We start from the raw sequence: 14,801 nt of genomic DNA on the forward strand, positions 1-14,801 counted from the left end.
AAGGGATTTTTTTATCTCCAGTAATAGACGACTACGGGAAAAATATAGACCGCGATAAAAACGCCGATGAACAAAACCGTAAAGAAAACAACCGCCGGCAGTTCCAGAAACCGGATTTTACGGTAGAGCCCCTTCCTCAGAAATATCAGGAAAAGAATCAGACCGGCGATTCCCAGGGCGGATAAACAGCTTCCCAAGGAAAAGCCGGGCGGGATATAAGAAACAGAGATTTCGTTTTTCCCTTTGTCCAGCTTGATCGCCATCATGGAATCCAGCACGCAGTTGATATCGGTCTTTTTCCCGTTTACAGTCGCGGTATATCCCTTGCCGTCCGTAATCGGAAGGAAGAGGTAGGACTGGTCGTCAACCGCGTCCGCAGTGCCGGTAATCCGGTTCCCGGACTGCTTTAGCTGCGCGGCGGCAGTATCGCTGACAGCTTTCTTTAAAACATCGTCCTTAAGTCCGGCGATCCCAAAGGATTTCACGTCGACTTCTTTTAAAACCTGAATTTCCACTTCCACCGTCTGGTCGCGGAAGGTACCGAGATTCAGGAGTCCGTTATTGCTTTGATTCGGATAATCGTCCTGTACGGTCATCCCATTTACCAGAATATTGAAGCTTGAGTTGATATGCTCGATCAGGCTGTTTGACAGCCTGTCAAAGCAGTCGAAATAAAGCGTTTCCGTTCCCTGAACCGGAATCCGGTAAACCACTGACCCTTCGGTGCTGTTGTCCGGAAAAGTAAGAGAATATCTTTCTCCGGAAGTATAGGCGATATTATTCAAAAGAGTCGGCTCATAATTGGTAAACAGCTTGTCCTGTGTATGAAAGAGGGATTCAAAGACAAACTGCTGAATGTTGAGACGGGTCGTGTCCGGCAGAGTGCTTAATTTCTGAACGGCATCGGAATGAACAACAAACCCTACGGGAAGGGTATCCTCTTTTTTCCTGATCTCATATTTCTCATTTTGGTAAACCTTCTGTTCCTTGCTGAAGGAAGTTCCCCTGCGAAGAATCGTGTACCGGTTCCCCATTATGGCGTCGGTCAGTTTGGTGCCGCCGTTCGAATTGACTTCCATCCAGTAGGACGAATAGCCAAGCTTCTTCATGGTATACATAAAGCTTTCGCCCGTCAGCGACGTATAATGGCTCAGCGTATGATACCCCAGGCTGCCCATCAGGTTTACGTCGAAGTATTTCTCTTCGGATTTCACGCGGTAAAGAGAGTCATCTTCGATCCGGTCACTCAGATCGATGACGGCTGCCTCGGTTTTTCCGTTGTTGGCGGCGGAGGCCACGTAAACCCCGGAATTAAATACACACTCCAGTACAACCATGACGCACAGCAGGACGGAGAATGCGGTTTTACCCAGCAGCCTGAACTGGTAGAGCAGCAGAAGGACGAGATACGCGAGCCCCGCGACCAGAGAAAACAGGAGCAGAAGCCGGAAGCTCGCGCTGTTTCCCCACAGGGTTTCCGTGTAAATCCTGACGACATCATATTCCTTATAAAAAATCAGGCATTCCGCAAGGAATGCGGCGCTTACCGCCAGCATCCCGCCGAATACGGCAATCGAACTGCTTGACACAAGGCGATTTTCCTGATTGATTTCCGATAATACGGCGGCAAGCAGAATCAGGCCGAAAAAGACAGTAATATATCCGTAGCGGACCGGAAAAGCCTGATAATTTCCGGTCTGCCACATCTTATTGATCGGTTCTATGAAAACCGGTATCACAGTCAGAACAAACAGGAAAAATACAAGGTTTGTACTCGGCGGAAGACTTTTCGCAAAAAACAAATAGACAATCAGCGCGGCAAAGATCGCGCCCGAGCACAGAATCACGGTAAACGTCGTGTCCAGCCTGGAAATCAGTCCGCCCACTTTTAAGCTCGTAAACAGGTCGCTGGTTCTGGCGGAAACCATATACTGCATCAGGGAAGGCAGCCAGACCACGGCGGTAATCAAAGCGGTAATCAGGGTGGAAACTCCCAGAAGCAAAATATTTTTCCGGCGTGTCCCCTTTTTCGCGAAGAAGCAAACATAGACTCCGGATGCCAGTACCAGAAAAATGGATACCATATAGCTCAGATAGAAATTTACTGTCAGTATCGCTGAAAAAGACAGGACATACCACAGGATTTTTCCTTCGTCGGCCAGCTTTATCAGGCCGATCAGAAGAATCGGAAAAAGATACATGACGTCCAGCCATACGTGGTTCTGGTAGTAAAACATGGTGTAGCCGCAGAAGGCATACATCACGGAGATCGCGGTGTTTTGCAGCACACCGAGCTTTTTGAATTGAAAGCGAAAAAAGACGCTTGCCGTAAACGCGCATACCATCATTTTCAGCAGGACCAGAATATTCATGAAAAGATAGAGATCCGCCTTATCGACAAAGGCAACCAGAAAGCTGAACGGACTGCTGATGAAAAACAGGAATACGCCCCAGAAGCTCATGCCCCCGGCATTCTGCATATTCAGAAACATGTTTGCTTTTCCGGACAGGATATCTTTAAAGTCCATCAGAAAAGGGATGACCTGCTGGTTCATGTCGCACCACGAAAGAGTGTTATATCCAAAAGGAAACATCCTGCTTACAAAAAACACCGAAAGCATAATCACCATCACCGAAGCAGGTGCCAACAGAAAAGAGCCGTTTTTTTTCATCTGGATGAATCCTCCAACATTTGTCAATGTACCTATTATAAGGAATTGCCGGACGAAAATCAATCAAAACAGCCCGCCGCCGAAATTTCGGCGGCGGGCTGAGCGAATTTTTGCGTTAATCAACCAGATTGACTTTGTGAAACACCTTTTTTCCCTTTTTAATCACCACATATTTTTTCTCGAAATGGTTCAGGGAAAGTTTCTCCGCGCTGGAAAGTATCTTCTCGTTATCGACTGAAATACCGCCCTGATCGATCAGACGTCTTCCCTCTCCTTTGGAAGGCGCCAGCTTTGTCAGGACCAGAAGATCAAGCACGCCGATTTCCCCATCGGCAAAATCGGCCGCGGTAATGTCCGTGGAGGGCATGTTGTCCGTGTTCTCGCCGCTGCAGAACAGCGCGCGCGCGCCTTCCTGCGCCTTTAGCGCTTCCTGCTCGCCGTGAATCAGCTTAGTGACCTCAAACGCAAGAATTTCCTTGGCCTTGTTGAGTTCCCCGCCTTCCAGCTTCGCAAGTTCATTGATCTCCGACAGCGGAAGAAACGTAAGGATTTTCAGGCATTTGATAACGTCGGCGTCGCCGATATTGCGCCAGTACTGGTAGAAGTCGAACGGCGTGGTCTTTTCGGGGTCCAGCCAAACAGCACCCTTTTCGGTTTTGCCCATCTTTTTGCCCTCGCTGGTGGTCAGCAGGGTAAACGTCATGCCGTAGGCTTCCTTGCCCTCTTTGCGGCGAAGCAACTCGACGCCGCCGATAATATTGCTCCACTGGTCGTCGCCGCCAAGCTCCAGCTGACAGTTATAGCGGTGGTTCAGTTCCAGAAAGTCATAGCTCTGCATAATCATATAGTTCAGCTCAAAGAAAGAAAGTCCCTTTTCCAAACGCTGCTTATAGCATTCCGCGGCAAGCATACGGTTGACGGAAAAATGCACGCCGACATCGCGCAAAAACTCAATATAATTCAGATTCAGAAGCCAGTCACCGTTGTTGGCCATAATCGCCTTGCCTTCCGAAAAATCAACCAGACGGGACATCTGCTTTTGGAAGCAGGCAATATTGTGGTCGATTTCCTCTTTGGTCAGCATTTTGCGCATATCGGATTTTCCGGAAGGATCGCCGACCATGCCCGTTCCGCCGCCGAACAGCGCAATCGGCGTATGGCCGGCTCTCTGCATGTGCGCCATGACCATAATCTGTACAAAGTGGCCTACGTGCAGGCTGTCGGCTGTCGGATCAAACCCGATATAGAATGTGGTTTTGTGATTGTTGAGAAGATCCTGAATCTTCTCCTCATCCGTCATCTGGGCAATCAAGCCCCTTGCTTTGAGTTCTTCGAAAACTCCCATAAAAAATCCTCCATTTCAGGGGGATAAAAAACGCCCCCTGCTAATTTGCAGAGGGCGGAAATAACCGCGGTACCACCTCAGTTCACCGTAACCTCGCGGATACGGCCTTACGGGTACAAAAAATACCCACGCGCTGTAACGTGCGCTTTCACGGCCAAATCTAATAGGAACCGTTCAATCTGGCGACTCCGGGATGTACTTCAGCCAAATCACGCGCCTGCTTACACCAGCCGCAGGCTCTCTTTGCCGGCTTTTTGACTTACTTCTTCCCATCAATGTCATTATACTGCATTATACCTAATTCCCTCCGCATTGTCAAGACGATCCGTGCTTTTTGGCAAGCCTGAGCATTTCCGCCGCATTTTCCAGCAGCAGCGGCGTGATCTGTGCTCCGCCTATAATTCTTGCCAGTTCCTGCTTCCTTCCCTCGTAATCCAGCTCGGCCACGTCGGTGAAGGTTTTGTTCTCTCGGACCTGCTTTTTGATTAGGAACTGCGTGTCGGCCAAAGCGGCTATCTGCGCCAGATGCGTTACACAGATCACCTGACGGTGGCCCGCGACCTCATGCAGCTTCAAGCCAACCTTCTGCGCAGCGCTTCCGCTGATACCGGTGTCGACCTCGTCGAAAATCAGCGTGTCAATATCGTCTTTCCCGGCAAGCACCGTTTTGATAGAAAGCATAATGCGGGAAAGCTCGCCGCCGGAGGCGATTTTTGCAATCGGCTTGGCCGGCTCGCCCGCGTTCACCGAAATCAGGAACTGAAGCTTGTCGCAGCCGAGCGGATTCAGCGGGCATTCCTCCTGCTGTACCTGAAAATCGATGCTCGGCATATCGAGAAAACGGAGCTCTTCCTTCACCCGTTTCGTAAAGGCCCGTGCCGCCTCTTTGCGGCAGGCGGAAATCTTTTTCGCAAGTCTTTCCGCCTCCGCCTTTGCCTTTTGATATTCCTTTGTCATCTGCAGAATTTTTTCATCCGAAAGCTGGATGTCCTCCAGCTGGGCCTGCGATTTTTCGAGAAAATCGATCATATTTTCCACGGAGCCGCCGTATTTCAGACCAAGGCGATAAAGGACGTCCAGCCGGTCCTCTATCCTTTCAAGGTCCGCGGGATCATATTCCAGCTCCGAAGAGAAACCGCGCAGTTCCTCGCCGCAGTCCTCCAGATCGTAGCGGATATTTTTGATTCTTTCGGAAAGCTCATGGATTTCCGGAAGGTATTTTTCCGTTTCGGACAGAGCGTCCGAAGCGGAAGCGACGGCGGATAAAGCGCCGTCAAAGCTTTCTTCCCCGTTCAAGGCCGATTGCGCCGTATGAATCGCCGAGGCGATCTTTTCGCTGTTTAAATAGCGGGTGCGGATTTTATTCAGTTCTTCCTGCTCGCCGGCCCGCAGTCCGGCTGCCTCCAGTTCATTGATCTGATAGGTCAGCAGATCAATCTGTCTTGCTTTCTGTGCCTCGTCCATATCAAAAGCGTCCAGGGTGCTTTTCATACGCTGCATATTGCTGAAAGCGGCGCGATACTCCGAGAGCAGTGCCTCGGGCACGCCCATGCGGTCGATATACCGGATATGTAAATCGGGCGACAGCAGGTCATAGCTCTCGTGCTGGCCGTGAATACTGATCAGCATGACCCCGATCTCTTTCAAAACGGATACGGTTGCCGGACGGCCGTTGATGCGGCACACGGCTTTGCCGTCGGTATGGATTTCACGCTGAATCATGACGGAACCGTCTTCTTCCGGCGCATAGCCGAATTCCGCCAGCTTATGGACGGCCTGTTCCCCCAGGTCGGAAAAAACGGCGGTGACAAAAGCGGAACGCGCCCCGGTCCGTACAAGCTCGCGCGAGGTTCTTTCCCCCAAAATCGCGTTGATGGAATCAATAACAATGGATTTTCCGGCTCCGGTTTCCCCGGTCAGAACGTTCAGGCCGGGGTGAAAATCAATCCCGGTCTTTTCAATCACAGCAATATTTTCGATGTAAAGCTGAGAAAGCATTGCAATCACCCAACCATTTTTTTAAGTTCAGCAACCAGCTGCTGTGCATGGTCTTCGTCCCTCATCGCAATAAAAATGGTATCGTCCCCGGCCAGAGTGCCGACGGCGCCCTGCCAGTGCATGGTGTCCATTGCCGCGCAAACAGCCTGCGCCATGCCCGCGTGGCATTTGATTACCACCAGATTGCACGCGTAGTCAATCTGCACAGCGGAATCGGAGAGGAGGGAATAAAATTTAGAGGAGTAATCGGCCGTGTTGCTTCTGCCGGTGGAGTATCTGTACTTTCCGTCGTGGGACAAAGTCTTGATCAGCCTGAGCTCTTTAATGTCGCGGGAAACGGTGGCCTGGGTTACTTCAAAACCGTCTTCGCGCAGGCGGCGCAGCAGTTCTTCCTGGGTATCAATCGCGTATTCGTTAATCAATTCAAGGATTTTTGCGTGTCGTCGTGTTTTCAATTCAATTTCTCCTCTCGGCTAATTTTTCGTTCACTACCTCATAAAAATTATCGTCTTTTAATTTAATAATTCTCACCATACGTTCTGAACGGCAAAAATTAATTTTCTGATTATCGGCAATCTGAATAAAAGTGTCCCCGTCCACGGACAAAATAATCTCGCTTTTATAGTGGGAACACGCCGTTACGCTCAGCTTGGCGTCCGGCCCGAAAATAACCGGCCTTGTCAGCAGGGAATGCGGACAGATCGGCGAAAGCAGAATACAGTTGATGCTCGGGTCAATCACAGGGCCGCCGGCGGAAAGGGAGTACGCGGTCGAGCCGGTGGGAGTGGAAATAATCAGGCCGTCCGCCCTGTATTCGCAGACATTTTTGTCATTGAAGTGAACCGTGATATCCAATATCCGGGAAAGCGCTCCGCGGGCGATCACCGCGTCATTCAGCGCCAGATGGGTTTCCTCTTTCCCCTGATTGACCAGCCGGATTTCCAGCATCATACGGTTTTCGATGGTATAGTCCCCGTCGATCAGCTTTTTCAGCTTGTCAAGCTCGTCCGTTTCCAGCCCGGCGACAAAACCGAGCCGCCCCACATTGATGCCCAAAATCGGCTTTTCCGCCATAGCGGCATGCCGGGAAGAGTGAATGATGGTTCCGTCGCCGCCAACGGCAATGACGGCGTCACAGTCGGACATCATTTTATCAAAATCATCGTAAAAGACAATGTGCGAATTTGGAAAACAGCTTTTCAGGTTTAATCGCATGCATACCTCCGCGCCGAATTTTTGCAGCGTTTCCGCTACCCGCGTAGTATGAAGCTGTGCGTTGTGCTTGCTTAGATTCGGCATGATCGCTATTTTCACATTATTCACCACCGTTTAATTCATGATGCGATTCTTCCACCAATGCTTCTATATTCAGCGGAACACTTTCCGGTTTCTCCGATTTTTGAAGGTAAACCAGATACTCAATATTTCCCTCCGGTCCTTTTACCGGGGAATAGGTAAGGCCCAGAACGGAAAATCCGTGTTCCAGCACAAAGCCGACGATTTTTTCAATCACTTCCCGGTGAACCGCCTGATCGCGTACCACGCCTTTTTTGCCTACTTTCCCCCGTCCCGCTTCAAACTGGGGCTTAATCAGACAGACGGCCTGCGCGTTTTCCGCCATGAACTCCCTTGCGACGGGAAGGACCAGACAAAGGGAAATAAAAGAGACGTCCACGCTGAAAAAATCGATGTCGTCCGGCACCTGCTCCCGTGTAAGGTAACGGACATTGGTGCGCTCCAGATTCACGACCCTTGGGTCGGTGCGCAGCTTCCACGCGAGCTGCCCGTAGCCGACGTCGATGGAGTAGACCTTTTTCGCGCCGCTCTGCAGCATGCAGTCCGTGAAGCCTCCGGTAGAAGCGCCGATATCCATCGTGATTTTGTCTTTCAGTTCAATCGGAAAAGCCGCCATGGCTTTTTCCAGCTTCCAGCCGCCGCGGCTCACATAGGGCATGGTTTCCCCGCGGATTTCTATTTTCGTACCGACCGGAAGCATGGTCCCGGGCTTGTCGGACTTCTGATGGTCGATATAGACGTTGCCCATCATAATCATTGCCTTGGCCTTTTCCCTGCTTTCGGCAAGGCCCTGGTCAAACAGCAGGCAGTCCAGTCTTTTTTTCTCTATCACTTTTTGTACTCCGTCAATATCATATTTACCATTCCCTTGTCGTCGAGGCCAAGGGCGCTGAGCGACTGCAGCATGGTCGCATGGGGAACAAAGTTGGTGATCGCGCGTAAGCGGAACTCGCCGCAGTACCCGTTCTGGGACAGCAGATAGCCGAAATGCTCTCCGATTCCTCCCTGCTGGATTCCTTCTTCAAAGAAAAAGACTTTTCTCGCGGCCGCAGCTTCCGCTACCGCATCCCTGTCCACCGGAGTAATCCGGTTCAGCTTGATAATTTTCGCAGAGATCCCGGACTCTTTCAGCGACGTGATAGCCTTACAGGCCAGGGAAAATAAACGGCCGTAGGTCACAATCACCAGCTCCGCCCCACTCTGTCCGTAAGTGTCGTACGCTTTTCCGGTGCTTTCAAAGTCGAAGGGCTTAAACATGGGCTTTCCGCGCGGATAGCGCACGGCCGAAACGCCTTCGCTCTGGTAAAGTGCCTGCTGGAAAGAAAAATAAAGCTCGTCATAGTAAGCCGGGGAATAAACGGTAATACCGGGGACGGTACTCAAAAAAGCCGCGTCAAAGATACCCTGATGTGTTTCGCCGTCGTCGCCGACAACACCCGCCCGGTCAATGGCCAACGTCACTTTTACACGCTGGATGGCCGCGTCATGAATAATCTGATCGTAGCCGCGCTGTAAAAACGTGGAGTAAATCGCGCATACGGGAAGCATGCCGCCCGCGGCAAGACCGCCGGCAAAGGTGATCGCATGCTCTTCCGCAATCCCCACGTCGAAGAAGCGGCCGGGAAACTGCTTCGCAAACCCCGTCAGACCGGTTCCCATCTGCATCGCTGCGGTAATTGCGCAGATTTTTTCATCCTTACTTGCCAGCGTACAAAGATGGCTGCCGAAAACACTGGAAAAATTCTCACCGGCGGGGGCGGATTTTCCCGTCTTAATATCAAAGCTGGATATCCCGTGAAAAGCTCCCGGATTCTGCTCCGCATATGGATAGCCCTTTCCCTTACGGGTAATCACATGGAGCAAAACCGGATGATTGATATTCTTGGCATTTTCCAGAACATCGATCAGTTTTCCTAAATCATGACCGTCAAACGGCCCGTAATAATAAAAGCCCATATCTTCAAAAATGGTGCTGTTATATAATATCTGCTTTAAAGCAGCCTTTGATTTCGAAAGAAAATGGTGCAGCGGCTTTCCTACGTGAGGAAGCCGGTTCAGCGCGGTTTCAATATTGCCCTTTGCCTTGAAATAACCGGGCTTTGTGCGAATATGCGCCAAATAGCGGGCAATGGAACCGACATTCCGCGAAATAGACATTTTATTGTCATTTAAAATAACAATAAAATTCTTCTTAAAACGCCCGGCGTTGTTCAGCCCTTCATAGGCCAGACCGCCGGTCAGAGCGCCGTCGCCGAGCAGAGAAATGACGTGGCCGGGCTCTCCGGCAAGAAGCTTTGCGTTGGCGATCCCCAGCGCAGCGGAGATGGAGGTGCTGCTGTGCCCCACGTTAAAAGCGTCGTAGCTGCTTTCCATACGGCTCGGATAGCCGGAAAGGCCACCCTGCGTCCGGATGGTGGAAATGGTGTCGCGCCTGCCGGTCAGAATCTTATGGGTATAGGCCTGATGCCCGACGTCCCAGACGATCCTGTCGTCCTTGGAACTGAAAACACGGTGCAGCGCAACCGTTAATTCAACGACCCCCAGATTGGAAGCCAGATGCCCTCCGTTATTGGAAACAGTCTTAATGATTTTTTCGCGAATTTCATCGCACAATTCATAAAGTTCATCCAGAGAAAGCTTTTGCAAGTCCTCCGGAAAATTAATTTGATTTAAAAGGTTGTCCATTCCGTACCTCAACTGGCAGCCGCCGGACGCAGTATACCGGGATCCCGCATTTTACAGAGTCATCCCGTTCTGACGTTTCGCCGCGGCAACTGTATTTTTAAGGAGCATCGCAATCGTCATAGGACCGACACCGCCCGGAACAGGAGTTATGTAAGACGCTGTTTTTTCCACATTGGCGAAATCCACGTCTCCGCACAGTTTTCCGTTTTCGTCGCGGTCCATTCCCACATCGATCACCACCGCACCCGGTTTCACCATATCCGCGGTAACAAATTTCGGTTTGCCGACCGCCGCGACAAGGATATCGGCCTGTCTGCATACTTCCTTCAGGTTTTTTGTCCTGCTGTGGCAGATAGTCACCGTTCCGTTGTGATGCAGGAGCAGCATGGCCATCGGCTTGCCGACAATATTGCTTCTGCCGATTACGACACAGTTCTTTCCTTCGATTTCGATTTTTTCATGGCGGAGAAGCTCAATGACCCCCGCGGGAGTACAGGGCAGGAAATGATAGTTTCCGATCATGATCCTGCCCACATTGGAAGGGTGGAAAGCGTCCACGTCTTTTTCGGGATCAATGGCTTCCACCACCGCCTTTTCATCCAATCCGTCCGGCAGCGGGGATTGAACCAAAATACCGTTAATGTCTTTTTTTGCGTTCAGTTTCGCGACCAGGTCCATGATTTCTTTTTGAGAGGCGGACGCGGGCAGGGCGTATTCTTCCGAATAGATTCCCGCCTGAGCGCAGGCCTTCTTTTTATTGTTTACATATGTCCTTGACGCGGGATCGTCTCCGACAATCACCACGGCAAGGCCCGGCGTTACGCCGAGCCGGACCGTTTTCTCAACTTCAAGGGCCAGCTGAGCCCGAATTTCGGCTGCAACCGCTTTCCCGTCAATGTATTTCGCCATAACCTGCCTCCAAAATCATGATTTGTCCGTTTCCTCCGCCGTATCCTCGGGAGAAGCGGAAACGGGCTCTTCCGTTTCCGCGGCTGGTTCGGACGCAGTGGGCTCTGGCTCTTCCTGTACCGCACCGTCCGACGCATCTTCAGAAGCATCTGTGTCAAAAATAGTGCTTGCATCGTCGTCAATCAATTCTTCGGGTACTTCATCCACCACAGCATTGAGCGCCATGACTTTCGGGGAACCGCATCCGGCAAGAGCGGTTCTGTTGCGGAAAACAATTAACAAGGCGATACCGGTTAAAACCGTTATCACAGCAACTACCTGAGAGACTCTGAGAGGAATGACCGGGGTAATCAGGCTGTCCGTGCGCAGTCCCTCAATAAAGAACCGGCCGACGCCGTACCAGATCAAATAACCGAGAAAAACCTGTCCGTCATATCTTCTGAACCTGCGGCTGAAAATATGTAGCAGGACAAAGCCCAGAAGGCACCATAAGGATTCATAAAGGAAGCAGGGATGCACAGGGCCGTTCGCAATGGCGGAAGTATTTTCGCTGACCATGCCCCACGGCAGAGTGGTTTCACGGCCAAACGCCTCCTGATTGACAAAGTTGCCCCAGCGGCCGATCGTCTGTCCGATTAAGAAACCGAGCGAAGCCAGGTCCAGCATGGCCGGAATGCTGATTTTACGCAGCTTGGCGATCAGCGCGCCGCAGAGCAGGCCGCCGATGATTCCGCCGTAAATTCCAAGTCCGCCTTCCCAGATATAAAGGGCGCTGATCGGATTTCTCAGATACTGGTCGCTGGTATCGAAAATAACATAATAGGCCCTTGCGCCGATGATCCCGCCGATAATACCGACAATCACGGCGTCGATCAGCCTGTCCTGATCCATATTAAACTTTTTGCAGCTTGCCATCACATAAAGGAAAGCCAGTAAAAAACCGACTGCGATAATCACACCGTACCATCTGACGGTAAGCGAACCGATTGAAAACGCAACTGGATTGATTGTAAAGTGAATGCCCAGTCCCGGAAATTGAACATTTAACATATACTCCACCATTTCTCCACGCGCAAAAACAGATTAGACCCCGGCCAAAACTTCGCGTGGGATGTTCTGGCGGTAAGAATAAAGAAAAGCTTATTCTTCAACCGGTCTCACAATGGAAAGTGCGGAATACTCCGGTCTGAGCTGGACATTGAGCCTGTTCTGCACGGACTGAATATCCGCCGAAGCAATCGTATCGATATAGTTAAAAAGTTCATGGCCGGTAAATGCCAGGGAGGCCATGGTGTTGGCGATGTTGTCCACACTGTTGAAGGACGAAACCATACGGCCGTAAACCGCTTTTTTGGAACGCTCAAAAGCCGCGGGGTCCAGTCCGTGTTCACGCAGCCCGGCAACCTCTTTTTTGATCTCCTGCGCAACGGCATCGGGGTCCTTTGATTCCCCGGAAAAGATCACCGACGCATAACCGGGTCCCTCAAAATATTCATAGGTGAAAGAGGATTGATTGATCAGCCCGGCGTCCAGCAGCCTGCGGAACAGTGGGGACGCGTCGGAAGCCAGGATTTCCAGCAGGATTTCAGTGTCCGCGATTTCGCGGGCAGACAGGCGGTTTTTGCCCGCTTTTTCCTTAAAACCAAGCTGAAAGATCGGGGCGGCCACGGAAAGCTTCTGCTCCACCCTGCTCTCCACAACCTCTTCGGGCTCTTCCTCAAAGAACCGGTCGATGGTGACGTCTTTCGAGGGCTTCAGCATTTTATCGCAAAGCTCCAACACCTTGTAAACGTCGACGTTTCCCGCGACACACAGCACCATATTGTTGAGGTTATAGAAGGTATGATAGCACTTATAAAGCAATTCCGGCGTAATCTCCGCAATGCTTTCAACCGTTCCGGCAATATCGATCCTGACCGGATGCTTATGGTATATAGCACGCAGAAGGTTGAACATCACGCGCCACTGCGGGTCGTCGTCGTACATTCTGATTTCCTGCCCGATAATGCCCTGCTCCTTCTGTACGGTCTGCTCGGTAAAATAAGGGGACTGAACAAAATCCAGAAGGATTTCCAGCGATTCGTATACTTTTTCCGAACACGAAAACAGGTAACAGGTTTTGTCAAAAGAAGTATAGGCGTTTGCGGAAGCCCCCGTTTTTGCGTAACGGGCAAAGGCGTCCCCGTCCTCGCTTTCAAAAAGCTTATGCTCCAGATAATGCGCGATGCCGTTGGGAACCGTATTCATCTCGGCTTCTTCCGAGGTTTTAAAGCAGGTGTCTACGGAACCGTATTTGGTGCCAAATACGGCATAAGTGGAACTGTAATTCTCTTTCGGATATACAAAAATTTTCAGCCCGGACGAATGGTTGATCTCAAAATACCGGTCGCCGATCCGCGAGCTTTTGATTTCCTTCATTACATTCATTCTTTTTCTACCCCGTTTCCGACCAAGCGATACACTGTGTCGAGAGTGACATTGTTAGCGGCGTCGATCATCTGCTGACGCGTAACGGCGCTGATCAGAGCCGCCGCTTCCTCCGGGCGTTTGACATAATTGGCAAACGTCTGCGACAGGTACCACGCTTCCAGCCCGCCAAGGGAATCGGAAAGAGAGCGGTAGCTGTTGCACATACTGAGTTTTGCCGCATTGACTTCATTATCGTCAAAATTACCCTTTTTTATTTCTTCCAGCTGGAATAAAATTTCCTCTTTGGCCTTTTCAATATTTTTTGTTTCAACGCCGCTCTGTACAAGCATGATTCCCTTCATGGAAACGTACAGCGCGCTGCAATAGTAGCAAAGGCTGAGCTTTTCGCGGACATTCAGAAACAGCTTGGAGTTCGGGGTGCCGCCAAAAAGGGCAACCATCAGCTTGACCGCCTCCACCTGCTCATCCCGAAGGGAGGCCGCGGTGCGGAAGCCGAGAACAAGTTTGGACTGGGCAATATCCATTTTTTCAGTGACTTCATTGACCTGATCGGCTTTTTTGACATTGACGGTCGGACACTCCACCGTGGACCTTTTCCCAAGCTTCTGAAAAGCGTTATAAAACCCTTCATAAACGGGCTTTGGATCACAGTCGCCCAGAACCATGATTTCGATCCTTGCGTTCTGAATCAGATAGCGCCATACCCCGGTCAGTTCCTCACGCTTCAGATTCCTGATATCTTCCTTGCTGCCATAACGGCTGATGCCGTACGGCTCGTTTTTACACATGATTTCTTCACAGCGCTGTCTGGCATAGGTACGCTTGTCATTGAATTCAGAGTCGATCAGTTCAATGGTCTGGCGCTGTTCCTGCTCAAATCCCTCCTTCGGGAAAAGGCCGTCTTCAAACGGCGGGTCAAACAGAATGCTGCACAGCAGCTTTGAGAGCTCCGTCGAGGTGCTCTCCCCCTGCAAAGCATACCTGTCGGCAATTCCGGAAGCATAAAGCGACAGCATCTGAACGTCGCCGATTTTCTGAACGTCGGCGCTCAGATCCGCTCCGTAAAGCTCGGCCAGACGTTCTCCCAGTTTTGTAAAGTCGGGATATTCCCTGCTGGCACGGCTGAGAAGGAAAGGCAGAATAGCATTGGAAGCCGCAGCTTCTTTTTGAAGGGGCAGTAAAAAATTAACGGACATGCGCACCGTTTTGAATTTGACATCCCGGACGCTTCTGAAATTGACGCCGTCACAAACGGAGCGCTGTTCTATCTCTGTCATTCGATTATTCATCTCCATATTAAACTCGGTTAAAATCAAGCTTTATTATATCACAATCCTCTGCTTTAGCAAAGAAATAATATTCTAAATTATTTATGAACATACAAAATTCATGCTGTGTCCTGCCGGAATCAGTCGCTTTTCTGTTGCGGTAAAAATAGAATAATGTTATAATATCCGGGAACATAA

General features: G+C 50.6%; 11 protein-coding genes and 1 other annotated feature. All 11 genes read right to left on the bottom strand.

From position 1 onward, the window contains the following. Window positions 1–11: 11 nt before the first annotated feature. Entirely contained in the window at window positions 12–2,672 is a 2,661-nt protein-coding gene (locus ACRQU7_RS09990) for a YfhO family protein (RefSeq protein ID WP_444640539.1), read from the bottom strand. A 115-nt stretch (window positions 2,673–2,787) separates the two neighbouring features. Further along, complete coding sequence (gene tyrS / locus ACRQU7_RS09995) at window positions 2,788–4,017, bottom strand: tyrosine--tRNA ligase (RefSeq protein ID WP_444640541.1); 1,230 nt, start codon at window positions 4,015–4,017, stop codon at window positions 2,788–2,790. Between the two features lie 47 nt (window positions 4,018–4,064). Next, window positions 4,065–4,302, bottom strand: a binding site (T-box leader). 30 nt (window positions 4,303–4,332) lie between these two features. Next, window positions 4,333–6,015: a DNA repair protein RecN gene (recN, locus tag ACRQU7_RS10000; RefSeq protein ID WP_444640543.1), complete on the bottom strand. Its 1,683-nt coding sequence runs from the start codon at window positions 6,013–6,015 to the stop codon at window positions 4,333–4,335. 5 nt (window positions 6,016–6,020) lie between these two features. Further along, the gene (locus ACRQU7_RS10005) at window positions 6,021–6,470 is read right to left on the bottom strand and encodes an arginine repressor (RefSeq protein ID WP_141825245.1); all 450 of its coding nucleotides are present in this window, start codon (window positions 6,468–6,470) and stop codon (window positions 6,021–6,023) included. A gap of 1 nt (window position 6,471) precedes the next feature. After that, entirely contained in the window at window positions 6,472–7,329 is an 858-nt protein-coding gene (locus ACRQU7_RS10010; RefSeq protein WP_444640546.1) for an NAD(+)/NADH kinase, read from the bottom strand. Window position 7,330: 1 nt separating this feature from the next. Beyond that, the gene (locus ACRQU7_RS10015; RefSeq protein ID WP_444640548.1) at window positions 7,331–8,143 is read right to left on the bottom strand and encodes a TlyA family RNA methyltransferase; all 813 of its coding nucleotides are present in this window, start codon (window positions 8,141–8,143) and stop codon (window positions 7,331–7,333) included. Then, on the bottom strand, window positions 8,140–9,996 hold the full coding sequence (gene dxs, locus ACRQU7_RS10020) for a 1-deoxy-D-xylulose-5-phosphate synthase (protein ID WP_444640550.1): 1,857 nt from the start codon (window positions 9,994–9,996) through the stop codon (window positions 8,140–8,142). Before dxs ends, ACRQU7_RS10015 begins: the two co-directional genes overlap by 4 nt. A 51-nt stretch (window positions 9,997–10,047) precedes the next feature. Beyond that, the gene (gene folD / locus ACRQU7_RS10025; RefSeq protein ID WP_444640552.1) at window positions 10,048–10,905 is read right to left on the bottom strand and encodes a bifunctional methylenetetrahydrofolate dehydrogenase/methenyltetrahydrofolate cyclohydrolase FolD; all 858 of its coding nucleotides are present in this window, start codon (window positions 10,903–10,905) and stop codon (window positions 10,048–10,050) included. 15 nt (window positions 10,906–10,920) lie between these two features. Next, entirely contained in the window at window positions 10,921–11,955 is a 1,035-nt protein-coding gene (gene lgt, locus ACRQU7_RS10030; RefSeq protein ID WP_444640554.1) for a prolipoprotein diacylglyceryl transferase, read from the bottom strand. Between the two features lie 90 nt (window positions 11,956–12,045). After that, window positions 12,046–13,332 (bottom strand): EF-P 5-aminopentanol modification-associated protein YfmH, encoded by a 1,287-nt coding sequence (gene yfmH, locus ACRQU7_RS10035; protein WP_444640556.1) that lies wholly within the window; start codon window positions 13,330–13,332, stop codon window positions 12,046–12,048. Beyond that, the gene (gene yfmF / locus ACRQU7_RS10040; protein ID WP_038324211.1) at window positions 13,329–14,612 is read right to left on the bottom strand and encodes an EF-P 5-aminopentanol modification-associated protein YfmF; all 1,284 of its coding nucleotides are present in this window, start codon (window positions 14,610–14,612) and stop codon (window positions 13,329–13,331) included. Before yfmF ends, yfmH begins: the two co-directional genes overlap by 4 nt. Window positions 14,613–14,801: the final 189 nt, after the last annotated feature.

The sequence above is a fragment of the Caproiciproducens puteiluti genome, assembly GCF_052442865.1.
Taxonomy (GTDB): Bacteria; Bacillota; Clostridia; order Oscillospirales; family Acutalibacteraceae; genus Caproiciproducens.

Coding starts and splice junctions, on each gene's coding strand:
- tyrS (WP_444640541.1), bottom strand. CDS start 4,017: ATGGGAGTTTTCGAAGAACTCAAAGCAAGGGGCTTGATTGCCCAGATG.
- recN (WP_444640543.1), bottom strand. CDS start 6,015: ATGCTTTCTCAGCTTTACATCGAAAATATTGCTGTGATTGAAAAGACC.
- ACRQU7_RS09990 (WP_444640539.1), bottom strand. CDS start 2,672: ATGAAAAAAAACGGCTCTTTTCTGTTGGCACCTGCTTCGGTGATGGTG.
- yfmF (WP_038324211.1), bottom strand. CDS start 14,612: ATGACAGAGATAGAACAGCGCTCCGTTTGTGACGGCGTCAATTTCAGA.
- lgt (WP_444640554.1), bottom strand. CDS start 11,955: ATGTTAAATGTTCAATTTCCGGGACTGGGCATTCACTTTACAATCAAT.
- dxs (WP_444640550.1), bottom strand. CDS start 9,996: ATGGACAACCTTTTAAATCAAATTAATTTTCCGGAGGACTTGCAAAAG.
- folD (WP_444640552.1), bottom strand. CDS start 10,905: ATGGCGAAATACATTGACGGGAAAGCGGTTGCAGCCGAAATTCGGGCT.
- yfmH (WP_444640556.1), bottom strand. CDS start 13,332: ATGAATGTAATGAAGGAAATCAAAAGCTCGCGGATCGGCGACCGGTAT.